Raw genomic sequence first — 21,042 nt, 5'->3', positions numbered from 1 at the left:
CAATCCTAAAGACTATCCCCACATACCTCTCATTCGCGCGGCGATGTCTACACGGACATTGCGTGCTTCCGCCTGTCTTGGAGATTCCTGCCGAACTTTCGGCCAAGTGGTGCATTCGAAATATTGCAGAAGTGTTGCCGGGACGAACCGCGTGCGCGAAGCATAGACATGCCTATCACCTTGCGCGTTCTGGCCATACGTGAAAAAGCGTTGCGGAACGACCAGATGCAAATCATCCTTTGCCCGGGTCATGGCGACATAGAGCAGCCGCCTTTCCTCCTCAATTTCAGGTTTTGACCCTACCCCAAGATCCGATGGCATACAGCCATCGACAACATTTAATACATAGACAGACTTCCATTCCTGTCCCTTGGCGGAGTGGATTGTGGAGAGGATCAGATAATCTTCATCGAGCAGAGGAACGCCAGACTGGTCGCTCGTTGCATCGGGTGGATCAAGGGTAAGCTCGGTCAGAAAACGTTCACGCGATGGATAGCCGCTCGCGATTTGCTGAAGCTGCAGAAGATCAGCTTGCCGCGTGGATGCATCATCGTGAAGCCGCTCCAGATGCGGCTCATACCAGGTGCGAATGTGCTCCAGATCGCCGGGCCACTCGCTCTTGCGGGCATGCACGCCTTGAAGCATTTCAACAAATGTCGCCCAGTCTTCGCCTGCCCGCGGCGGTGCGGGAATCTCGGACAACGCAGTAACCGGGTCTGCATGCAGGGCCATCTTGTCGAGGACATTTTGAGCCGACGCCGGGCCGACACCCGGCAAAAGCTGCATAAGGCGAAAACCCGCTACACGGTCGCGGGGGTTCTGGATGAAACGCAAAGTTGCCAGCAAATCCTTGACATGGCTACTGTCGAGAAACTTGAGGCCACCAAATTTGACGAACGGGATGTTTCGCCGCGTCAACTCGACTTCCAGCGCACCACTATGGCTTGATGTGCGGAAAAGCACGGCCTGCTGTTTTAGCAAGGCGCCATTTTCTCGCCTGTCGAGAACCTGTTCGACGATATAGCGCGCCTGTTCGTTCTCATCACGCACGGTAACCAGTTGCGGTCTGTCGGCAGATTGCCGCTCCGTCCAGAGGTTCTTCGTAAAACGCTCGGATGCCAAATCGATAACGGCATTGGCAGCGGTGAGGATTGGCTGCGTGGAACGGTAATTACGGTCCAGCGTGATGACATCAGCCGCTGGCGTAAAAGAGGCCGGAAAGTCGAGAATGTTGCGGACAGTTGCCGACCTGAAAGAATAGATTGATTGCGCATCGTCTCCGACGACAGTCAGCCCCGTACCCATGGGTTTCAGCGCCAAAAGGATCGAGGATTGTAGCCGGTTGGTGTCCTGATACTCGTCGACCATAACGTGATCAAACCGCGCCCCGATATCCTCAGCCAAAAGCGGGTCCGTTACCGTCTGGCACCAGTAAAGCAGCAGGTCGTCGTAATCGAGAATGTTCTGCGATTGCTTGGCTTCCACATATCCCGCAAACAATTGGCGCAATTGCGCGCCCCACACGGCGCACCATGGAAAATGTTCCTTCAGAACCTCTTCAAGCGGGCGTTCGGAATTGATTGCGCGCGAATAAATGGCAAGGCATGTGCCCTTGGTCGGAAACCTGTTCTCCATCTTGGAGAAGCCGAGTTCATGGCGGACGAGGTTCATCAAATCCGCCGAGTCCTCACGGTCGTGGATGGTGAAATTCCTGTCGAGTGATATCTGGTCGCAATATTCGCGCAGAAGGCGCGCGCCTATCCCATGAAACGTGCCAGACCATTCAAGGGCATTGCTATAGGCAGCGCCATTCGCACCGAGTACCTGATTGCAGATGCGCTCCACACGTCGCGCCATTTCAGCGGCCGCTCGCCGGGAAAACGTCATCAGAAGAATACGTCGGGGGTCCGTACCGTTGACAATCAGATGAGCAACGCGATGGGCAAGCGTGTTGGTCTTGCCTGAACCCGCACCGGCGATAATGAGCAATGGTCCCGCACTCCCCCCGGTGCCAACTCCATATTCAACAGCGCGCCGTTGTGCATCATTCAGTTTTTCGAGATAGGCAGCCATAGACTCTCCGAGCGCGCGAATCGGGAAAAGAATCGCTTGGAACAGAGAGAGAACGTACTACCAACGCCCCACTGATGGAAAGCGCACAATTTTCGCCTGTGAAAATGGCCAGCTTACTTACCGGCCCATCAAAGCAGACGATCCCGATCGGCAGCCTCCGGCAGCCAGCATGTCTCACGGCGTCCGAAAAGAAAGTTCCTGTTGCGCGCAATGAAGCGGTAAATTGGATCACGGATAAAACGCGGCACAGCTTTAAGAAGACCGGCAATCCGCCATGGCCATCCAAGACCGGCATAAATTGCCAGAACCGCATCCGAATTCCTGAAAACGCCCTGCTGCTCGACGACGATCATTGTTTCGGGGTCAGCGGGATCAATGCCATTGAGCCGGTAAAGTCCCATCCCGACAGGCTCCTGCATGGATGCGAGGCGAAAGCGATGTTGATGATCATGACGAAGGACGAACTGGGCATTGGCGGAGCACATCACACAAAGCGCATCAAACACAATGATTGGGCCCTTTGAGATCATATCCTCAAGCTCGACCGAGGATGGGGTGGTGCCGGGGTTTTTCGCGTCCATAGTCAATCACATAGTCAAGAAACGTCCGATAGCAATGGTCTCGCCAGCACCAATCAATGCTTTTGCACTGGATAGACCTGCGTCTAAAATTGTAAAAGCGACAACCAACAGCTGTGAAGGTCATCATGCTTATTATTATGAGTGGCTTGCCTGGAACTGGTAAGACCACAATCGCTCGCGAGCTTGCTCGCCGTCTAAAGGCAACGCATTTGCGGGTTGACACCATCGCGCAGGCGTTAATTTCATCCGAAATGTTGAGGGATGAGGTAGGTCCGGCAGACTATATCGTTGCCTATGCTCTGGCGGAAGAAAACTTGCGAAACGGAGGAACAGTTATCGCTGACTCCGTTAATGCCATCACGATAACGCGCCAAGCATGGCGCAACGTGGCGTCCCGAGCCCATGTCGAAGCATTCGAAATACACGTTACGTGTTCGGACGCCGAGGAACACAGGCGACGTGTCGAAACAAGAGTCTCCGACATCGAAGATATGATACTGCCCACATGGAAAGAAGTCGCAGAGAGGTTCTACGAGAAATGGGACAGAGATACGACGGTCATTGATACCTTCACAACCGGTCTGGATGAAGCTGTCAGTCTCATCTTGGGCAAGATCGAAAGCAGATCCCGAAATCGCTGACGGCACACACCGCAGATAAAGGCTTCATTGGGAAGATGTGTATTTCATTCCCAACCGTGAAAACATTCAGCAATGTGATTATAACGGGGTCATTGGGCACCCGCTGGCGTCACACGCCAAATCGTATTGCCCACATCATCAGCAACCAGCAACGCACCTGATTTGTCGATTGCAACACCCACTGGACGGCCAAGGGCTTTATCCTGATCATTGATGAAGCCCGTCAGTATATCCTTCGGCGGACCGCTGGGCTTACCGTTTTCAAAGGGAACGAAGATAACTTTATAGCCGCTGCGCGGTTTGCGATTCCATGATCCGTGCTGGCCGACGAATGCACCATTTTGATAGTCTGCCCCCAAAAGCGTTCCAGTGTTGAATGTAAGACCGAGCGATGCTGTATGCGGTCCAAGCGCGTAGTCTGGCTTGATCGCCTTTGCCACAAGCTCAGGATTTTGCGGTTTGACGCGCACGTCAACATTCTGGCCGTAATAGCTGTAAGGCCATCCATAGAACGCACCGTCCTTGACCGATGTCATATAATCCGGAACGAGATCGCTGCCGATTTCATCACGCTCATTCACCGCAACCCATAATTCGCCGCTATCGGGATTCCACGAAAGTCCGTTGGGATTGCGAAGGCCTGATGCAAACACACGCTCCTGTCCTGTTGCCAGATCGATCTCAAGAACGGCTGCTCTGTTCTTCTCGGCATCAAGACCGTTTTCTCCAACATTGCTGTTTGAGCCCACGGTCGCAAAAAGCTTCTTACCATCCGAGCTTGCGATAACATCCTTTGTCCAGTGATGGTTGATAGGGCCGCCCGGCAGGTCAGCGATCTTCTCGGGAGCTGTGGTGATCTTGGCGTCGCCATCCTTATAGGGAAACGCGACAATGCCGTCGGTGTTGGCAACGTAAAGTTTCCCATTGGCCAGCGTCATGCCAAAAGGCGAGTTCAGACCTTCGATAAACGGCTCTTTTATTTCGGCGACACCATCCTTGTCCGCATCCCTCAGCAGCGTAATCCGGTTAGCATTGGCAGCTTTAGCGCCAGCCCGGTTCATCAGAACGCCCATCACCCAGCCTCGAATACTGAAACCGGTTTGCTCCTCTGCAGGACCATTGGTTTCCGCAACAAGAATGTCTCCGTTCGGCAGGACATGCAGCCAGCGCGGATGCGCCAAATCCTTCGCATAAACATTAACCTTCAGCCCTGAAGCAACAATGGGGGTTACACCATCAGGCCATTTGGCGGCCTGTGCCACATTCACGGTTGGAATTGGTCGGGGGTTGGGTGCTGGCAACGTGGGATTGGGTCCATATCCCTCGCTGACAGACACTGTTGCTGACTCTTGCGAATAGAAGTAGACGCCACCTGCCCCAAGGCAAGCAAGAATGACCAAACCCAGGATACCTAAGGTCAGCTTTTTCATGGCGAATATCCCCGTTGAAGAATTTCTGAGGCTGACACGATGATCGCGCCAGTTTGCGACACGTTCGGGCGAAACGCAGACCGGCGCGAATAGTTCCACACTATTCGCTCAAATTCTCGTCAGGCTTTGATATCTATAACTTACTTTGGAAATGGCGGAGGGGGTGGGATTCGAACCCACGGTAGGCTCTCACCTACGCCGGTTTTCAAGACCGGTGCCTTAAACCGCTCGGCCACCCCTCCATTTTGCACCGACATTCATCGTGGCGGATCGGTTATTCCGCCACATCTATCCGAGCTGGTCGGAGGCCTTTATATCTATTCGCATTGCTGCGTCAACCGGCTCCGCGGCACTGATGCACATTCTACAGATGATAGATGACACCTTGCGCAGTTCCCCGCGAAGAATACGGCTGAATGGCATTCCAAAAGGCCGTCGGTGGCGCTGGATGAAGGTCAGCGCCACCGACGAAGCAAGCCCTGGTCAGGAGCCCGCTTTTGGGAATTCATTTTTCCAATTTCCAAGGATGGCCGTTAACAGCCTGATTCATCGACAAAAGATCGAAGAACTTGCTCTCCACCAACGCTCCACAGGTGCCCGTTTGAACCGGACTTGGCGTCGAACAGTGCGTATTGCCGATTACGGCTATCGGATTTCTGTTCTGAAATGCGCCATGACGTTTCTGACTATTGGGCCTGGCAGCGTTTGAAATCCACCCAGTTAATTCATCTCCACCATTTCACACCGACTCCTGCGGCATTTCAGGCAGAGTTACCCAATATTTACAGTGTGTCAGCCCCGTCTGCTCAGGTGCGAGCTTCAACTGTCGCAGTTTTGCGACAAACCATGGCAAAAAAAATCAAAATCGCTCAGGAAAGGCCAAGACGCTTCAATTTGCGGTGCAATGTGGCGCGGCTGATACCCATATCGGCGGCTGCAGCAGACACATTGCCACCGCTTCGCGCCAGAGCCCGTTGAATAGCACCGCGTTCAGCGGTGGCAAAATCACGCGACGTTGGTTGATGCTGCCCCAGAAGATCGGCTGCCGGCAATGGCGCACTCAGCACCTCATCGGTCAGACCGAGCATTTGGCGTGCGGATCGGGATGCGCCAACCACCAGATCATCCTCATCAACAGCAATGAGTGCGTTCAGCGCCCGCTCGCTCATCACATTATCACCGGGAGGAGCCAAAAGAATGCGTGCCTTGGGAAATGCAAGACGGAAGTTTTCCGCTTCTACACGCCGCGCAGCGTCAGCCACGGCAATGGAAATCAGCTTGACGAAATCATCGGTCAGATCGTGTCGTGCCGAGGATACGTCGATGACAGCAGCCAGACGGCCGCGATGATCAAAAATTGGCGCAACAGTGCATGATAACGCCGTGTTTTTACTGCGAAAATGCTGATCACGATGAATAGTTAGCGCGCGTTGCTCAACAATAGCAGTGCCAATACCATTCGTCCCCTCGGTTTCCTCGCTCCATACGGCGCCTGTCCAAAGGCCCATTCGGTAGAAGGTTTCGTCGTCGCCAATATAGCCCCGCCGGTCGACCGGAACACTGTCTTTGTCTGCGAGCAGGATGCAGCAACCTGCCCCGCCCACAGCCGCATAAAGCCGGTCCAGACTGGTTTGAGCGGTGAGTATCAACGAGCCCATGCGCTCGCGTGCCTGATTGAGTTCATACTCTGTCAGAATGTTTGGCCCGCGGCCTTCAATTGGATTGAGGCCATAGAGGCGCATCGACCGCCGCCAGGAAGCAATCAAAGCTGATTGCGCAGCAGCATTGCCCGACGAGAGCGCTGATTCAATGTATTCAGCGTGCAAACCGCTTTGCAGCGTTACCATGGTCCCCTCCGAGGCCGCGTAGTGAAACCAGACTATGGTTGAGTGATCACCACGGTCAAGCCCACACTTTGCGCTATATTAAGGAGTCCATTCGGGCGATGACGGGCAAAAAGCGACACCGTAAACGACAATAAATAGTCATATCAGGTCGAAATCAAACATCAGACCTGTTGGATGCTAGGCATTGGCCGCCTGCAGAACCTTCGGTCTGTTCTGCTCATGTTCACCAATATAGGTCCGCGTCAAAGGGATAACATTGTTTCTTTTCGCAATCTGGAACTGGAAAACCACGAGATCCTCATAACGAAACGCAGACTCGGCAGCGGCGAGATAGAATTCCCACATCCGGCAGAAGCGTTCATCATAGAGCGCCGCTGCGTCCTGCCACCGGGCCATGAAGCGTTCGCGCCAGGCGGATAAGGTCGAGGCATAGTGAAGACGCAGAATTTCCACATCCGTGACCATCAATCCGGCTTTCTCGATTTCCGGAATGATTTCCGACATGGACGGGATATAGCCACCGGGAAAAATATACTTGTCGAGCCACGGCGTGGTGAAGCCAGGCACTGCCGAACAACCGATCGTATGCAGGACCATTACGCCATCCTCATCCAGCAGTTCCGCGCACTTTCTGAAAAACTGTCCGTAGGATGCAGCGCCGACATGCTCGAACATACCGACCGAAACGATACGGTCAAATGTCCCATTCAGGCTACGATAATCCTGCAGGGCGAAGTTCACGCGATTGGAATGGCTCTTTGTCCCCGGCCTGTTTCTGGCAAATTCAAGCTGTTCTTCTGATAGGGTAACACCAAGCACCTCACCCGACGGTGTCTCATCAGCCAGATGCAGCGCCAAACCGCCCCATCCGCAGCCAATATCGAGGACCCGGCTATCCGGTTGCACCAGAAGCTTGGCAGCCAGATGCCTTTTCTTGGCAAGTTGTGCCTCTTCCAGGCTCTGTTCGGGATGTTCGAAGTAAGCGCAGGAATATTGCCGGTCTGCATCGAGGAACAGACCATATAGCCTGCCGTCCAGATCATAGTGATGGGCGACATTGCGTTTCGAGCGTGCGGGCAGATTGCGCTGGCGAAAGCCTCTGAAACGAGCCCGCAAACTGTCGATCAGGCGGGCGGGAAGCGGGTGTGTTTCGTTCTGCGCCTCGCGCAGCACCAGACAAAGAAAATCATAGATCGTGCCCTGCTCGACGATGAAACGCTCGTCCATGAACAGCTCGCCGAGTTGCATGTCGGCATCCATGAGAAACAGAAGTTGCGCCGACCGGTCGGCAAAACGCACCACCACCGGATCGCCGGTTTCATCGCCAAAACAAGACGGACACCGCTTGCCGTCAGGACAGTCAGCGAGCCCTTGGTCACAATGCGGGAAAAAGCGAAACGAAGAATCCGGTCCACGAACGATAGAGGCATGCAGACACTCCTGAGGCGATGCGTGTCAGGCTCCTATCATGCGGCGATGATCACAGGATTACGCGAACCTGATGCCAAAATGAAATGATCATTGCTTATATCGTCAGAACTTGGCGGAGCCGGTCGCTCATTGCCTTTATATTGGCAAGCGGTTCGTGGCTGATCAGCATGAAGGCATGGGTGTCACTGGACCAGTATATGACATTCATGCCGTGACGCCGTTCGCTATCAGGAGCTTTTGCGCCCTTGGAGGATTGAACAATACAAAGAGCCATTGGTGCCTGCGCCGCATCCAGATAGGTGATTTGCCCCAGCGCCTTGCCATCATAGGCGAGCATCTGGGCACGTTTGAGCGTGGTTCCCGGCAGTTGCACCAATTCAGGCGTGAGATTGAGACCAAGTTTGACGCCAACACCACGCAATTGTTCAGTTTGCATTGCCACGTCAGCGGGAGCGTTACCCAACGTATCGCTGGTATAGAGCGACATGTACTGCGCAACGACCGAGCGCCAGTCACTACCTTCCTGATCATCATGAAGGCTTGACTGAACGCCAAGGAAAGTCCGGTCTGCTGCAATACCTACAGCGATGAAACCAATTGCAGCGGCCAGAAAACCGCGGCGGTTCCAGCCATTTGCCTGTTTCCTGATCGGCTCTGAAGGCAGAACCTCGGCAAGCATCGCATCAAGCTTGGCCTTTGGCGCACTATCGAGCAATGGATTAAAGGCGTCGCGGAACGGCAAGCTGCTGGAAGACAGGAAACGCAGACGATCGGCAACGTTTTTGTCGCTTTCAATGAGGTTTTCTACTTCCTTGCGTGTTTCTGAATCGAGTTCCCCGTCCAGAAACGCCACCAGCATCTCATCGCTTCCAATTGTCTCTCGGTTGGGATCGGTCATGGCGCGCTCCCTTCCATTTTGTCTGATCCGGCGGAGGCCAGCTTTGCGCGTGCCGCAGCAAGCCGGCTCATGACAGTGCCAATCGGTATTTCAAGCAGATCGGCGACCTCGCGATAGGAAAGTTCTTCGACATAGGCAAGGAAAACTACAGTTCTCTGCGCTTCCGGCAAAGCCTGAACCTGCCGGAGCACCTGATTGGCAAAAATATGTGTTTCGGTATTTCGTGCCCCATCAAAAACAAGGGTCTCATCGGCATCAACGAAACCCTGCCCCATGCGTACGCGCCGGGAGCGGACTTCATTGAGCCAGATGGAATGCAAGATTGAAAACAACCATCGGTCGAGCCGGGTGCCGGGAGTAAACTGGCCTGCCCGCTCCAATGCACGCACACAGGTTGCCTGCACCAGATCATCGGCAACGTCGCGCTGGTGCGATAACACCACAGCATAACGCCAGAGCCTCGTAAGGTTTTGGGAAAGACCCGCCCTGATTTCCTGCTCGTTTGCGATGGTCGCCTCCGCATCGGACCGGGCAACACGGTCCGATGACTCTCTGCTACGCTTTGCCTGACTATAAGCAGGAACCGCTGGATATGCGACAGACATGATGAATCCGGTTTGAATTGTCATGGTCATCCGCCGATCACGCTTCAATCAGGCGCTTCCTTCCTCACATCTTTGCCGGGTTTTCGATCGCTTCGGCCAGATCGCGATACTCCTCACAGTCTGTGCCGCAAATGGCCCTGATCTTGGCGAGTTGATCCTTGGCAAGATCGAGATGACCTTTGATGACATAGGCCTCGCCAAGATATTCACGCACCTTGGCATATTGCGGATCAAGCTGAACCGATTTCATATAATAGCCGATGCCCTCGTCGGTGCGCCCAAGCTTGCGCGTCGCATAGCCGCGATAATTGAGGGCAATAGCGGTATTCGGATTCTTCAGCGTATCAAGGATAGCAAGAGCTTCTTCATAACGCCCGGCTTCTGCAAGTGCATAAGCGTAGGTTGTCAGGTCGGAATCGGGAAGCAGGCTGCCTTCCTGCTTGACGCATTTCTTGGTCTTTGGGTTCCACACCTCACCTTTCGGACAGGTTGGGGTCGCGCTGTTATCTTCGCCGGCCGCATAGGCGGGGCTCGATAATGCAGCAACCGCAAGGCATGCGCCAAACAAGGCTGCGGTAACGGATAGTGAATTGGCTTTGTTCATGATGACGTTCTCTCCTGCATCAAAACGACTGCAATGAGAGAACACGCCAACTATTCATTTTATTCGGCCCGTCCGCAGAATTTTGATCCGGGCCAGAATAAAATTTCCGCAAAGCAAAAAATCCCACCAAAATTGTCCATCACATTGGTGTCGGGACTTAAAATTGCCCGCCGCGCTCTCTATATGCATTCCGCGTCCCCAAATTGGCCGGGTGCGTAACAGGAGAAACTTATGTCTGGCACTGCTTCCCGCATCATTCGCATCGCTGTGTTGCTCGTTCTGGCCTTGGCGGTGACGCTGAGTGCTTTTGATATCGCCGACGCACGGCGGGCAGGTGGCGGATTTGGCAGCCGTGGTACACGCACGTTTGATGCGCCTGCAACCACACGGACCGCGCCCTCTCCCGCTGCCCCGATCGAACGCTCTATGACGCCGCGCCCGCAGACAAACCAGCCTTCCGCCATGCAGCCGCAGATGAATACACAACGTCCGGGCTTCTTTGGCGGTTTCGGCCGTTCCATGATCGGTGGCTTGCTGGTTGGCGGCCTTATCGGCACGTTGCTCGGCAACGGTTTTGGCGGCGGCTTCGGCTTCCTCGGCATGCTCTTGCAGATCGGCCTTGTTATCGGTGCGGTCATGCTGGCCATGCGCTTCTTTGCCCAGCGCCGACAATCATCCGCAACGGCATCAGGTCCCTCATTCAATCAGGCATTCGGCCGCCCGGCTGATCCGTCCACATCGCCTTCGTTCCGTATTCCAAGCATTGGTGCGGCGATGGGTTCCGGCTCTGCGGCTCCAAAGCCAGCACCGGCCCAGTCTTCGCAGGCATCCGATGAGCTTGGCATTTCGCAGCAGGATCTGGACAAGTTTGAACAGCTTCTGACCGAAGTGCAGACAGCTTACGGCAGCGAAAATTATGCGGTCCTGCGGACGCTGACCACGCCTGAAGCCATGTCCTATCTTGCCGAAGAACTGGGTGAGAACGCAACGAAGGGCGTGCGTAACAGCGTTTCCGACGTCAAACTGCTTCAGGGTGACATTGCGGAATCATGGCGCGAAGACAATGCTGAATACGCAACACTGGCCATGCGCTATTCGAGCGTTGACACAATGCTCGACCGCACGACAGGCAAGCTTGTCGATGGTGATAACACCAAGGCAAGTGAAAGCACTGAGGTCTGGACTTTTGTCCGCAAGAATGGCGACGGCTGGAAACTGTCAGCTATTCAAGCCGCGTAGGATCAATTGAACACTATTCAGTTTGTAATTTCGGCGCAGGAGCCTCGCTTCTGCGCCGAAATTGATTCTGAGGAATTGCTTCTGGGGAATTGATTTTCGATTATTTCACAACGTGCCAGACGCCACCGACGCCGTCGCCCGTTGTCTCGCCTTCTTTTGTATCCTTGGCAAATGTGTAAAGCGGCTTGCCATCATAGGCCCACATATCTTTACCATCAGAAGCTTTGACAAGCGACCATTTGCCTTCGGCCTTCGCCTTGGCATCCGCATGGAAGGCCGGCCACTTTTTCAGGCAATCCGCATCACAATTGGATTTGCCTTTTGCATCCTTGTCGAATGTATAGAGCGTCAGGCCCTTTTCCGTGGCAAGCACCTTGCCGAGTTTGGTTTCCACCGTTTTTGCTGGCTCTGCAGCATAGGCGGACAGGGTCGTGGCAGCCAGAAGACTCATTGCAATCACAAGTGTTTTCATTGTTTTCACTCCCTTATCGGTTTGACCGGTGAAGCACCGGCATTGCCGTTTTACGCGAACGACGTTCGCTATTCATGACGATGCGACCCATTCTGATCCGAATTGAGGCAGGGTTGAGCAAAAAACAAACAACAATTGAGACGATTGGTAACGAGACGAAAACAGCGTATTGGTTATTAGAATTCGTTGTGCGTTGAAGATGAACTGCCCGCAAAAAACCGAGATTTGATCTTATCTGCCCCGCCACCGTATTGTGATGCGATGCCTCGAAATTTCAAAGTAATGATCTGAAAAATGCGACTGCTGCTTGTTGAAGATGACATGATGCTTGGCTCTTCGTTAAAGAAGGCGCTGGAAAAGCATGCCTATGGCGTGGACTGGATGCAGGACGGTGAGTCCGGACTGGCAGCGCTGCAAGATTCGAGTTTTGCGGTGGTCATTCTTGATGTCAATCTGCCCCGAATGAGCGGACTTGAAGTACTGCGGGCGGCGCGGCGTGACAAAAACCTCGTTCCCATTCTCCTTTTGACCGCACGCGATACCCCGCTTCATAAGGTTGAAGGCCTCGACAACGGGGCGGATGATTATCTGGTCAAGCCGTTTGATCTTGATGAACTGCTGGCGCGATTGCGCGCGCTTGTGCGCCGCAGTGAGGGACGGGTCGACACTGTTCTGCGATGCGCAGATGTGGAAGTGGACCCAGCCGCCAAGGTCGTGCGCAAAGCATCCACGCAGGTCATGATGACCGCCAAGGAGTTTCAGCTCCTGAAGCTCCTGATGGAGCGATCCGGCAAATACGTCACAAAAAGCGATATTGAATATGCACTTTACAGCGCGGAGAGTGCCGTTGAGAGCAATACGACCGAAGTGACAATCTATAATCTGCGCAAAAAGCTGGGCAGCGATTTCATCAAATCCATCCGCGGTGTGGGCTATATGGTGGATGCATGAGCCGTCCCACCCTCACCCGGAAGCTCTTTTTCCGGATTACGCCAACAATTCTCATCACCATGGCAATCATCGGCGGATTTGCCTTTAATAGTGCCACCCGCGAAATCAACAATGTCTATGACGCGCAGCTGATCAACGATGCCAATGTGTTGTGGATGCTGCTGCACAATCAATTTGACGAGGAACCCGGAGACGCTCCGCCCAAGCAGATCGCCGACATCGATTTCAACATGGGCAACCAGCTCGCTCTGAATGAAGATGCGGATGATTATGCCGATGCGCATATGTTCCGGGCATGGAAGGAGAATAAGATCGTTCTCTTTTCGGGATCGACCTTTCCGGCGGAAATTCCACTGCAACGGGCCGGTTTCACCAATGTTCACTACGACAGCGAACAGTGGCGGATTTACTCGTTGCCGATTCCTGAAACGCAGATCGTGATCGAAGTGGCGGAAAAGATCGCCATGCGCCAGACGCTGGTGTCAAACATTCTGCTCAATCTCATTTTCCCGCTGCTTATCCTCATTCCGCTGATCGCGCTGTTGATATGGTTTGGTATCAATAGCGGTCTCAGCACAATCCGCATGCTGGTGCAGCAAATCCGCAGCCGTTCGCCCGATGATCTTTCGGCGATTCCAGTCGATACACTGCCAAGGGATCTTTCACCGCTTGGCCGGTCGATCAACCAGCTTCTTGAAGATCTGGATGATTCGCTAAAAGCCGAAAGGCGTTTTGCCGATCATGCGGCGCACCAGTTGCGCACGCCACAGGCAGCGCTGAAACTGCTTTTGCAGATGTTGTCGCAAGCCGACAGTGAGAAAGAACGTCAGGCCATTCTCGCCGACCTCGTTATCAGCAATGAAAAAGCCACCTATCTCATTGAGCAATTGCTGCGCGCAGCGCGCGTTGGCCATCAACCGATGCAACTTCAACCTGTCGCACTTTATAGCACCGTGGCATCAATCGTCGCGGAAATGGGCAATTTGATAACGGCCAAAAGATTGGATATGTCGCTCGACGGTGACGAAAAAGCACTGGTAAGGGCTGACGACCCTCTGTTACGACTGATGGTCAGCAACCTGATCGAGAACGCCGTGAAATATACACCCGCAGGTGGCCGCATTCGCGTAGGCGTTACTCTCGCCAACAATTTCTGGCAACTGTCCATTTCCGACAGTGGTCCTGGTATCGCCGAGCATCACCGGGAAGCTGTTTTCCAGCGATTCTACCGCATCGATACACCGCAGATCGAAGGAACCGGTCTCGGATTGACGATTGTTGCGGATATTATCAAGCGGTTGTCCGGCACGATCGCTTTGAAGTCTCCGGCCTCAGGCAAGGGTCTACTCGTGGAAGTGCTTCTACCAAAAGCTTAATTTTGCTGTTTCCAAGTAAGCCTGAAGGCCTTTGCTGATTTCAGTTTGGCATCATCTTGGCATAATTTAGCGATCAGTCCTGAATGCTAGAAGCTCCTCACATTGCACGAGGAGTGTCTGCATGCATGTATTTTGTGATTTCGACGGGACCATTTCCCTCGAAGACGCCACAGATTTCATTCTGGAACGATTGGCCAGCCCGAAATGGGAGGAAATCGAACAGGAATGGAAGCAGGGTCTTATTGGTTCCGCGGAATGTATGGCACGTCAAATCGCCCTGATCCAGGCTACGAATCAGGAGTTGGACCGCGCACTTGACGATATTGCCATTGATCCCACCTTCCCCGCTTTCGTCGATTTTTGCTGGGCACAGGCTATCCCTGTCACCATTATAAGCGATGGCGTTGACTATTTCATCAAACGCATCCTTGCCCGCTACAATCTCGATTACCTGCCTGTTATCGCCAACAAACTGACGATATCGGGCATTAACGGCCGCACGCGCTATCAATTAAGCTCGCCTTACAGCGATGCCGATTGTTCATCGGCTGCCGGCGTCTGCAAATGCCGCTCGGTCGAGGCTTTCGATACACGCGTTTATATCGGTGACGGCCGTTCCGATTTCTGCGTCTCTGACAAGCCGGAACTGGTGTTTGCCAAAGACAAACTTGCTGAATTTTGCACCGAAAGGGCCATTCCCTTCGTTGGCTATCAGAATTTTTCCGACCTTACCCAGAGCCTGAAGAATGCACTCCCCGGCTTTAACAGCCGTCCAGTGAGCGTCCCACGTTACGCCACGGCGTAAATCTACAACAGAAGAGAATCTTCATGAACATCAACCTTGCTATCAAGCAGAATGACAATGCTGCCTCGCAGCAGACATCCGAAGCTGAACTTCGTGCCCTCGAGCAGGAATATTGCTCCCACGGTGATACGGTCCATTACACCGACCACCCCATGTTCTTCGATCGCTGCGAAGGCTCATATGTCTACGATGCGACAGACACGCCGTTCCTTGATCTGCAGATGTGGTATTCGGCTGTCAATTTCGGCTACCGCAATCCGCGTCTGAACGCCGCTGCACACCGCCAGTTGGATACACTGCCCCAGGTTGCGTCGCAGTATTTGCATCGCGAAAAGGTTGAGCTGGCTGCCATGATCGCCAAGGATGCCGAGCGTAAGTTCGGCGCCAAGGGTCGTGTCCATTTCAATGTCGGCGGCTCGCAGGCTGTTGAAGATTCACTTAAGCTGGTGCGTAACTATACTGGCGGCAAGAGCCTGATGTTTGCCTTTGAAGGCGGCTATCATGGCCGAACCCTCGGCGCATCGGCGATCACCTCGAGCTATCGCTATCGCCGCCGTTATGGCCATTTCGGTGATCGCGCCCAGTTTATCGAATTCCCTTACCATTTCCGCGGCCCGAAGGGCATGACCAAGGAAGAGTACGGCCATTATTGCGTGCAGAAGTTCGCGCGTCTGTTTGAAACCGAATATAATGGCGTATGGGACCCGAAGACCGGCAAGGCAGAATATGCCGCATTCTATGTTGAACCAATTCAGGGCACGGGCGGTTATGTCATCCCGCCAATGAATTTCTTCAAGGAACTGAAGAAGGTTCTCGATGATCACGGCATCCTGCTTGTGGTCGACGAAATCCAGATGGGCGTCTACCGGACCGGCAAATTGTGGTCGATCGAACATTTCGGCGTAACACCCGATGCGCTCGTCTTCGGCAAGGCAATCACCAATGGCCTGAATCCGCTTTCCGGTGTCTGGGCCAAGGAAGAGATGATCAACCCGGGTATTTTTCCGCCCGGTTCGACGCATTCGACCTTTGCCAGCAACCCAATGGGCACAGCCATTGCCCTCGAGACCATGAAAATGCTCGAGGAAGAAGATTTTGGCGCAGCGATCATGGAAAAGGGTGCTTACTTCCTTGATGGCCTCAAAGAGTTGCAGAAGCGTCATCCAACCATCGGCGATGTTGACGGGCTTGGTCTCGCGCTGCGTGTCGAGATTTGCAAGGAAGACGGCTTTACACCTGACAAGGCAACCCTCGACTGGATGTCCGATGAAGGCATGAAGGGCAATCTGCTTGTCGACGGCAAGAAGTACGGTCTCGTGCTGGATGTCGGCGGTTACTACAAGAACGTTATCACGCTGGCGCCAAACCTTCTGATCACACGCGAAGAAATCGATCTGGCTCTGAACCTGCTCGATCAGCTTTTCGTGCGCGCAGCCAAGAGATAATCGCATGCAACTCCTCCTTCTTCACCTTGATGATGCGCTGGAGTTGCAACCAGACTTCGTGCGCGCCTGTATGCGAACAGGCGCGCGCCAGATACATGCAGAAGATCATGGCCGCGTGGTCCGTCTGTGGGGGCATCAGCCCGCAATAGATGCCCTCAGCGGCAATATCTCCCGCTACATCATTGGTGATCAGAAGAAACCGCATCTCTGTTTTATGGGGTCAGGTGATTTTCACCACGTCACCGCGCTTCTTGTGGCTGCTGCGCTTGAAAACAATCCGGGCCCGGCAACGCTCATCCATTTCGATAACCATCCTGATTGGGTGCATTTCGGCAACGGCATGCATTGCGGCTCATGGATCAATCGTGCCCTGCAGCATCCTGATCTCGAAAAAATCGTGACCGTGGGCGTATGCAGCGATGATCTGACAAGCCCTGAGCGTAAAGGGGCAAACCTGTCATTGCTCGCGCAGGGACAGCTGGAATTGTACCCCTATAGCCATGCGCCAAGCCGTGTCCGTAAAGACTATGGCAGCGGTGCAAGCTATGAACAGAAGAATGGTGTTTTGAGCTGGAAGACCATCGCGGAGATCGGTGAAGAAAACTTCATTGATCAGTTGCTGTCGCGGATCAAAACCGAGGCTGTATATTTTACGATCGACAAGGATGTTCTCGTCCGCGACGATGCGATTACCAACTGGGATCAGGGGCGAATGCGCCTGCCCTACGTCCTGTCACTGATCACGGAAATCAGCAGGCATCACCGGATCGTTGGTGCCGATGTGACCGGTGACTATTCAACACCATCCTATTCCGGCAATCTGTGGACACAATTTACCAAACGCGCCGAGATTTTCATTGATCAGCCGCACGCAACGCCTGACCCTACGATAACAACCAACATCAACAGCGCCGCCAATCACGCGCTGCTCGAAGTCCTGTCGGAGGCGATGGGATGACCGGCACGTTGACACCCCACATGCTTGCCTTGATTGCCTTCTGCGTTTTCACGGAAACCGCGCGGGAAGTCTGCTTCAAATATTCCGCCGATAACGAGGCACTGGCCGCCGCTTTAATCAAACCTGTGACCTGGCTCGGCGTGATCTTCTGGGCGCTGGAACTCGTTGGCTGGACCATCGTGCTGGAGCATGTGCCGCTGTCGATCGCCTTCCCGCTCATGGCTCTCAGCTATGTCATCATCGTGCTCGCAGGAGCATGGATATTCAAAGAACAAATCAACCTTCGCCACGCAGCCGGTGTGCTGTTCATCACAGCCGGTGTGGCTTGTGTAGGAGCAACAGGATTATGAAACTCTTCGCTCATACAAGGTGGGATATCGCGCCCATACTCGCAGCTATTGCTCACCTTCTCTTCAATATCTATCTCGTCGTCGGTTTCGAAAGCCGCCCTTTGTGGCTCTCGCTTGTGCTTGGTGGGCTCTACGCGGTCTCGATCTCGTGGAACATCAACAGCATTTCGCACAACTTCATCCACACCCCCTATTTCAAGTCCCGTGCAATGAACTACGCGTTCAGCCTGCTGGAATCGGTGACAATCGGCTTCTCCCAGACCTATTATCAGTGGATTCACATGCGCCATCACTCGGGTAATAGCGACCGCCCGAACGAGAAGGGCGAAACCATCGACTGGTTGTCGATCTATCGCCACGGCAAGAATGGTGAGCCTGAGAACGTCTGGAGCTATACGTTTCTGAGCTTCTTCCGCGATAGCCTCGGCGATATTCACAAGGCCATCTCGAAGAACCGGCCATTTGATGCCAAATGGGGCCGCTTCGAGCTTTATGCGTTTCTCGGTCTGGCTGCGATCGGTTTTCTCTGGGACTGGAAGGCGATGCTCTTTTTCGCGCCCTTCTATTATCTTGGAAACTGCCTCTCTTCGCTTAACGGCTATTATGAGCACCTCCATGGCGATCCAGATCAGCCTATCGCATGGGGCGTGAGCAGCCATAACACCTTCTATAATTGGCTGTGGTTCGGCAATGGCTACCACGCTGAACATCACTACCGCCCAAAAACCCATTGGACTGAACTGCGCAACTTCCATGAGAAAATCAAGGAAGAGCAGGACAAGGCCGGTGTACACGTCATCAGTACGTGCCACGCACTTGGGTTCATGGCCCCGGAAAACAGAAACCCGGATATGATCGATGCAGATGTCTGATGGATTGAGCTATTTCCTTGAAGGCTCAAATGGCAAAGGCGTATTGCTCGTCCATGGTTTGACGGGCGCGCCTGCGGAAATGAAAATGCTGGCCCGGCAGCTAAACCGGAAAGGCTACAGCGTCTATGCCCCGCTTCTGGCGGGTCATGGCGTTGACATGGCAACATTGACGCGGTCACGCTGGCAGGACTGGCTGGAAAGTGTACATGAGGCAACAGAGAAATTTGCCCCCTATACCGATGAAACATTTGCGGCCGGCATCTGTATCGGCGGCAAATTATCGATGATGGCTGCCCATCAAAGGCCAAACAGCATCAAGGCCGTGGCCATCTATTCGCCCTGCTTCCACTATGACGGCTGGAATGTACCGCATTATTACTGGCTGCTTTCACCCTTTATCGAGCTGTTGTCGCATATTCCGTCAATCGCTAAGCTGAATTTCAGCGAAACCTCGGCACTTGGTATCAAGGACGAGCGCATCAGGCGCATGATGGTAAGCATGGAAGCAGAGGGCGTTATCGATAAATTCCCCGGAAAGGGCATCGCCGAGATGTACCGTCTTGGCAAGGAGTTGAAACGGAACTTACCGCAAATGCGCACGCCGACACTCATCCTGCATGCCAAGGAAGATGATTTGAGCAGCCCAAAACACGCCCGTTATATCAGCCGCCACATCGGCGGACCGCATCAACTGACATGGATCGAAGACAGCTACCATATGATCCATGTCGACCGGCAGCGCCAGAAAGTTGGCGACTACACAGCGGCATTCTTCGAGGCTAACAATGCCCCAGCCTATGCATGATCATGTTCTACAGCACGCGCCCGTTTCAGCAAAGATCGCTGTGGTGGCGCAAACACGCATATTTGAATCGATCCGCGATATCGGCCGGGATGCATGGGATAAATGCTTTGCCAACGAAGTAGAGGATTATGGTTGCCTGCTTGCCATTGAGGACGCTGGAATTGCAGGTTTTGCCTTCCGTTATGTCACCGTCATCGAAAATGGCCAATTGCTTGCAGCCATGCCCGCATTTCTGACAGATTACCAGTTGGATACAACGCTCGAAGAAGGCCGGTTGCGTCAGGTTCTGCGCCGTATCAGACAGACGTTTTCCCGATTTCTGACGCTCAAACTGGCTTGCCTCGGTTCGCCATGCACTGAAAATGGCATTGTTGGGTTTCATCCTGATGTGCTTGAACGGCGCAAGGCCGATCTGTACTCACAATTGCTATCGGGCTTTGAACATTATTCCAAGGCAAACGGCTGCTCGCTTATCGGTATCAAGGATGTGCCGGAGCCAGCGACAAATGCTTTTGCGACGGTGTTTTCGGATCATGAATTTGCAGGTATCCCCGGCCTGCCAACCGCTTGGCTCGACATCGATTTTGACTCAATCGAAACATATATGCTCAGGCTTTCATCCGGAACGCGTAAGGACATGCGACGGAAAATGAAATCCTTCGACAAAATCAGAGTGGAAAAACGCACTGATTTCGCGAACCTGCTGCCGCAGGTCATGGCGCTTTATCACGACACGCGCAATCGCAGCGAATGGCAGTTTGAAGAACTGACGTCTGATTATTTCAGTGGCATTCTCAGCCAGATGCAGGGACGTTCGTTCTGCACCTTTTACTACGCAGGTGATCAGCTACTGGCTGCCAATCTGCTGGTTCATGATGGTAATACGCTGATCGACAAGTTCTTCTGCATGAACAGTGCCGAAGGCCGTGCCTATAATCTGTACTATCTAAGCTGGTTCACCAATCTGCGCCATTGTCTTGATCATGGCATGACGCGTTATCAGAGCGGACAAGCCTACTACGAAAACAAGATACGCCTCGGCAGTCAGCTGACACGCAACACCATGTATTTCAAGCATCGCAATCCAGTCATTCAATGGGCATTGCGCCTCGCCTCACCGCTGTTTGCGGCTGATGAAACATTGAAGGATGGCGCATGAAGCCGATCAACCTTGTCTGGTTTGCCATTCCAGTTCTCAACACGCTGTTTCAGGTCTTTATCAAGCTCGCCGCAGAACAGATGACCGGACTTGGCTTCGATATGGCCTGGCTTATCCATGCGGTTAAATCACCATGGATGCTGGCTGCTATTGCCGCCGAAGTGATCTGTTTCGTGTTCTGGCTGCAGGCATTGGCCCAGCTTGACCTGAGCAAGGCATTTCCCCTGACCGGTATTAGCTACGTGATGATCCTTGCAACGAGTTGGCTTATTTTCCGGGAAGATATCAGCACACTCCAGATCATCGGCAGTACACTGATTCTTATCGGTGTCTGGCTCATCGGCACTGCATCCGGCGAGCAAAAAAACGTTGAACCATCGCTTTCAGGTGTACTACCCCACAAACTGCATTAGGTTGAGCATTGCCGCGAGGGCATTTGCCAACCAGTCAACGCAATTTGACTGTCCGTCTTTATTTCGATGTAATCTGCCATGAAAACA

General features: G+C 53.5%; 21 protein-coding genes and 1 tRNA gene. 12 read left to right on the top strand and 10 right to left on the bottom strand.

Annotated elements, in window-relative coordinates; all coding sequences use genetic code 11:
• Positions 1-12 precede the first annotated feature (12 nt).
• Both FHW17_RS17265 and FHW17_RS17260 read right to left on the bottom strand, forming a co-directional pair.
• On the bottom strand, positions 13-2,073 hold the full coding sequence (locus FHW17_RS17265; protein ID WP_182510409.1) for an ATP-dependent helicase: 2,061 nt from the start codon (positions 2,071-2,073) through the stop codon (positions 13-15).
• A 128-nt stretch (positions 2,074-2,201) separates the two neighbouring features.
• On the bottom strand, positions 2,202-2,603 hold the full coding sequence (locus tag FHW17_RS17260; protein ID WP_182510506.1) for a DCC1-like thiol-disulfide oxidoreductase family protein: 402 nt from the start codon (positions 2,601-2,603) through the stop codon (positions 2,202-2,204).
• Positions 2,604-2,779: 176 nt separating this feature from the next.
• On the opposite strand from FHW17_RS17260, the gene FHW17_RS17255 reads away from it, so the two are divergent.
• Positions 2,780-3,295: an AAA family ATPase gene (locus FHW17_RS17255; protein ID WP_182510408.1), complete on the top strand. Its 516-nt coding sequence runs from the start codon at positions 2,780-2,782 to the stop codon at positions 3,293-3,295.
• 89 nt (positions 3,296-3,384) lie between these two features.
• Here the strand turns inward: FHW17_RS17255 and FHW17_RS17250 are convergent, their stop codons facing one another.
• The 7 genes from FHW17_RS17250 to FHW17_RS17220 form a co-directional block, all read right to left on the bottom strand.
• Positions 3,385-4,725: a sorbosone dehydrogenase family protein gene (locus FHW17_RS17250; protein ID WP_182510407.1), complete on the bottom strand. Its 1,341-nt coding sequence runs from the start codon at positions 4,723-4,725 to the stop codon at positions 3,385-3,387.
• Positions 4,726-4,877: 152 nt separating this feature from the next.
• Positions 4,878-4,967: transfer RNA gene (locus FHW17_RS17245), tRNA-Ser, on the bottom strand.
• Between the two features lie 627 nt (positions 4,968-5,594).
• On the bottom strand, positions 5,595-6,572 hold the full coding sequence (locus FHW17_RS17240) for a GAF domain-containing protein (RefSeq protein ID WP_091876821.1): 978 nt from the start codon (positions 6,570-6,572) through the stop codon (positions 5,595-5,597).
• Between the two features lie 177 nt (positions 6,573-6,749).
• Positions 6,750-7,820: a cyclopropane-fatty-acyl-phospholipid synthase family protein gene (locus FHW17_RS17235; protein ID WP_348643752.1), complete on the bottom strand. Its 1,071-nt coding sequence runs from the start codon at positions 7,818-7,820 to the stop codon at positions 6,750-6,752.
• Positions 7,821-8,097: 277 nt separating this feature from the next.
• Positions 8,098-8,901, bottom strand: a complete 804-nt coding sequence (locus FHW17_RS17230; RefSeq protein ID WP_210275931.1) for an anti-sigma factor — start codon at positions 8,899-8,901, stop codon at positions 8,098-8,100.
• Complete coding sequence (locus tag FHW17_RS17225) at positions 8,898-9,506, bottom strand: RNA polymerase sigma factor (protein ID WP_182510406.1); 609 nt, start codon at positions 9,504-9,506, stop codon at positions 8,898-8,900. Before FHW17_RS17225 ends, FHW17_RS17230 begins: the two co-directional genes overlap by 4 nt.
• 64 nt (positions 9,507-9,570) lie before the next feature.
• Positions 9,571-10,110, bottom strand: coding sequence for a hypothetical protein (locus FHW17_RS17220; RefSeq protein WP_182510405.1), 540 nt, complete (start codon positions 10,108-10,110; stop codon positions 9,571-9,573).
• A gap of 231 nt (positions 10,111-10,341) precedes the next feature.
• On the opposite strand from FHW17_RS17220, the gene FHW17_RS17215 reads away from it, so the two are divergent.
• The gene (locus tag FHW17_RS17215) at positions 10,342-11,349 is read left to right on the top strand and encodes a Tim44 domain-containing protein (RefSeq protein ID WP_182510404.1); all 1,008 of its coding nucleotides are present in this window, start codon (positions 10,342-10,344) and stop codon (positions 11,347-11,349) included.
• Positions 11,350-11,449: 100 nt separating this feature from the next.
• Here FHW17_RS17215 and FHW17_RS17210 read toward each other — a convergent pair whose 3' ends face one another.
• The gene (locus FHW17_RS17210; protein ID WP_091876830.1) at positions 11,450-11,821 is read right to left on the bottom strand and encodes a hypothetical protein; all 372 of its coding nucleotides are present in this window, start codon (positions 11,819-11,821) and stop codon (positions 11,450-11,452) included.
• A 294-nt stretch (positions 11,822-12,115) separates the two neighbouring features.
• On the opposite strand from FHW17_RS17210, the gene FHW17_RS17205 reads away from it, so the two are divergent.
• The 10 genes from FHW17_RS17205 to FHW17_RS17160 all read left to right on the top strand — a co-directional run bounded on the left by FHW17_RS17205 (position 12,116) and on the right by FHW17_RS17160 (position 20,955).
• On the top strand, positions 12,116-12,772 hold the full coding sequence (locus FHW17_RS17205; RefSeq protein ID WP_112526766.1) for a response regulator transcription factor: 657 nt from the start codon (positions 12,116-12,118) through the stop codon (positions 12,770-12,772).
• Positions 12,769-14,148 carry a HAMP domain-containing sensor histidine kinase gene (locus FHW17_RS17200; RefSeq protein ID WP_182510403.1) on the top strand — a complete coding sequence of 460 codons (1,380 nt, stop codon included), beginning with the start codon at positions 12,769-12,771 and terminating at the stop codon, positions 14,146-14,148. Before FHW17_RS17205 ends, FHW17_RS17200 begins: the two co-directional genes overlap by 4 nt.
• Before the next feature lie 121 nt (positions 14,149-14,269).
• A complete protein-coding gene (locus tag FHW17_RS17195; RefSeq protein ID WP_182510402.1) occupies positions 14,270-14,953 on the top strand; it encodes an MtnX-like HAD-IB family phosphatase in 684 nt (227 codons plus the stop codon).
• A 23-nt stretch (positions 14,954-14,976) separates the two neighbouring features.
• Complete coding sequence (locus FHW17_RS17190; protein WP_182510401.1) at positions 14,977-16,398, top strand: aminotransferase class III-fold pyridoxal phosphate-dependent enzyme; 1,422 nt, start codon at positions 14,977-14,979, stop codon at positions 16,396-16,398.
• 4 nt (positions 16,399-16,402) lie between these two features.
• Positions 16,403-17,356, top strand: a complete 954-nt coding sequence (locus tag FHW17_RS17185; RefSeq protein ID WP_182510400.1) for an arginase family protein — start codon at positions 16,403-16,405, stop codon at positions 17,354-17,356.
• Positions 17,353-17,706, top strand: coding sequence for an EamA family transporter (locus tag FHW17_RS17180; RefSeq protein WP_112526756.1), 354 nt, complete (start codon positions 17,353-17,355; stop codon positions 17,704-17,706). The genes FHW17_RS17185 and FHW17_RS17180 overlap by 4 nt, the downstream gene beginning before the upstream one ends.
• A complete protein-coding gene (locus tag FHW17_RS17175; protein WP_182510399.1) occupies positions 17,703-18,578 on the top strand; it encodes a fatty acid desaturase in 876 nt (291 codons plus the stop codon). The genes FHW17_RS17180 and FHW17_RS17175 overlap by 4 nt, the downstream gene beginning before the upstream one ends.
• Positions 18,565-19,383 (top strand): alpha/beta fold hydrolase, encoded by an 819-nt coding sequence (locus FHW17_RS17170; RefSeq protein WP_227986633.1) that lies wholly within the window; start codon positions 18,565-18,567, stop codon positions 19,381-19,383. Before FHW17_RS17175 ends, FHW17_RS17170 begins: the two co-directional genes overlap by 14 nt.
• Entirely contained in the window at positions 19,364-20,542 is a 1,179-nt protein-coding gene (locus FHW17_RS17165) for a GNAT family N-acetyltransferase (protein ID WP_246706886.1), read from the top strand. Before FHW17_RS17170 ends, FHW17_RS17165 begins: the two co-directional genes overlap by 20 nt.
• On the top strand, positions 20,539-20,955 hold the full coding sequence (locus FHW17_RS17160; RefSeq protein ID WP_112526752.1) for an SMR family transporter: 417 nt from the start codon (positions 20,539-20,541) through the stop codon (positions 20,953-20,955). The genes FHW17_RS17165 and FHW17_RS17160 overlap by 4 nt, the downstream gene beginning before the upstream one ends.
• Positions 20,956-21,042: the final 87 nt, after the last annotated feature.

This window comes from Phyllobacterium sp. P30BS-XVII, from assembly GCF_014138335.1.
Lineage (GTDB): Bacteria > Pseudomonadota > Alphaproteobacteria > Rhizobiales > Rhizobiaceae > Phyllobacterium > Phyllobacterium meliloti.
The sequence above is the reverse complement of the archived record's forward strand: the minus strand, read 5'-3'. Positions and strand labels throughout refer to the sequence as shown.

Bases quoted from the DNA above. Each gene is read 5' to 3' on its own strand.
- FHW17_RS17210 (WP_091876830.1), bottom strand. From the start codon at position 11,821: ATGAAAACACTTGTGATTGCAATGAGTCTTCTGGCTGCCACGACCCTG.
- FHW17_RS17260 (WP_182510506.1), bottom strand. From the start codon at position 2,603: ATGATCTCAAAGGGCCCAATCATTGTGTTTGATGCGCTTTGTGTGATG.
- FHW17_RS17265 (WP_182510409.1), bottom strand. From the start codon at position 2,073: ATGGCTGCCTATCTCGAAAAACTGAATGATGCACAACGGCGCGCTGTT.
- FHW17_RS17175 (WP_182510399.1), top strand. From the start codon at position 17,703: ATGAAACTCTTCGCTCATACAAGGTGGGATATCGCGCCCATACTCGCA.
- FHW17_RS17220 (WP_182510405.1), bottom strand. From the start codon at position 10,110: ATGAACAAAGCCAATTCACTATCCGTTACCGCAGCCTTGTTTGGCGCA.
- FHW17_RS17235 (WP_348643752.1), bottom strand. From the start codon at position 7,820: ATGCAACTCGGCGAGCTGTTCATGGACGAGCGTTTCATCGTCGAGCAG.
- FHW17_RS17255 (WP_182510408.1), top strand. From the start codon at position 2,780: ATGCTTATTATTATGAGTGGCTTGCCTGGAACTGGTAAGACCACAATC.
- FHW17_RS17195 (WP_182510402.1), top strand. From the start codon at position 14,270: ATGCATGTATTTTGTGATTTCGACGGGACCATTTCCCTCGAAGACGCC.
- FHW17_RS17215 (WP_182510404.1), top strand. From the start codon at position 10,342: ATGTCTGGCACTGCTTCCCGCATCATTCGCATCGCTGTGTTGCTCGTT.
- FHW17_RS17185 (WP_182510400.1), top strand. From the start codon at position 16,403: ATGCAACTCCTCCTTCTTCACCTTGATGATGCGCTGGAGTTGCAACCA.
- FHW17_RS17180 (WP_112526756.1), top strand. From the start codon at position 17,353: ATGACCGGCACGTTGACACCCCACATGCTTGCCTTGATTGCCTTCTGC.
- FHW17_RS17190 (WP_182510401.1), top strand. From the start codon at position 14,977: ATGAACATCAACCTTGCTATCAAGCAGAATGACAATGCTGCCTCGCAG.
- FHW17_RS17250 (WP_182510407.1), bottom strand. From the start codon at position 4,725: ATGAAAAAGCTGACCTTAGGTATCCTGGGTTTGGTCATTCTTGCTTGC.
- FHW17_RS17230 (WP_210275931.1), bottom strand. From the start codon at position 8,901: ATGACCGATCCCAACCGAGAGACAATTGGAAGCGATGAGATGCTGGTG.
- FHW17_RS17170 (WP_227986633.1), top strand. From the start codon at position 18,565: ATGCAGATGTCTGATGGATTGAGCTATTTCCTTGAAGGCTCAAATGGC.
- FHW17_RS17165 (WP_246706886.1), top strand. From the start codon at position 19,364: ATGCCCCAGCCTATGCATGATCATGTTCTACAGCACGCGCCCGTTTCA.
- FHW17_RS17240 (WP_091876821.1), bottom strand. From the start codon at position 6,572: ATGGTAACGCTGCAAAGCGGTTTGCACGCTGAATACATTGAATCAGCG.
- FHW17_RS17160 (WP_112526752.1), top strand. From the start codon at position 20,539: ATGAAGCCGATCAACCTTGTCTGGTTTGCCATTCCAGTTCTCAACACG.
- FHW17_RS17200 (WP_182510403.1), top strand. From the start codon at position 12,769: ATGAGCCGTCCCACCCTCACCCGGAAGCTCTTTTTCCGGATTACGCCA.
- FHW17_RS17225 (WP_182510406.1), bottom strand. From the start codon at position 9,506: ATGTCTGTCGCATATCCAGCGGTTCCTGCTTATAGTCAGGCAAAGCGT.
- FHW17_RS17205 (WP_112526766.1), top strand. From the start codon at position 12,116: ATGCGACTGCTGCTTGTTGAAGATGACATGATGCTTGGCTCTTCGTTA.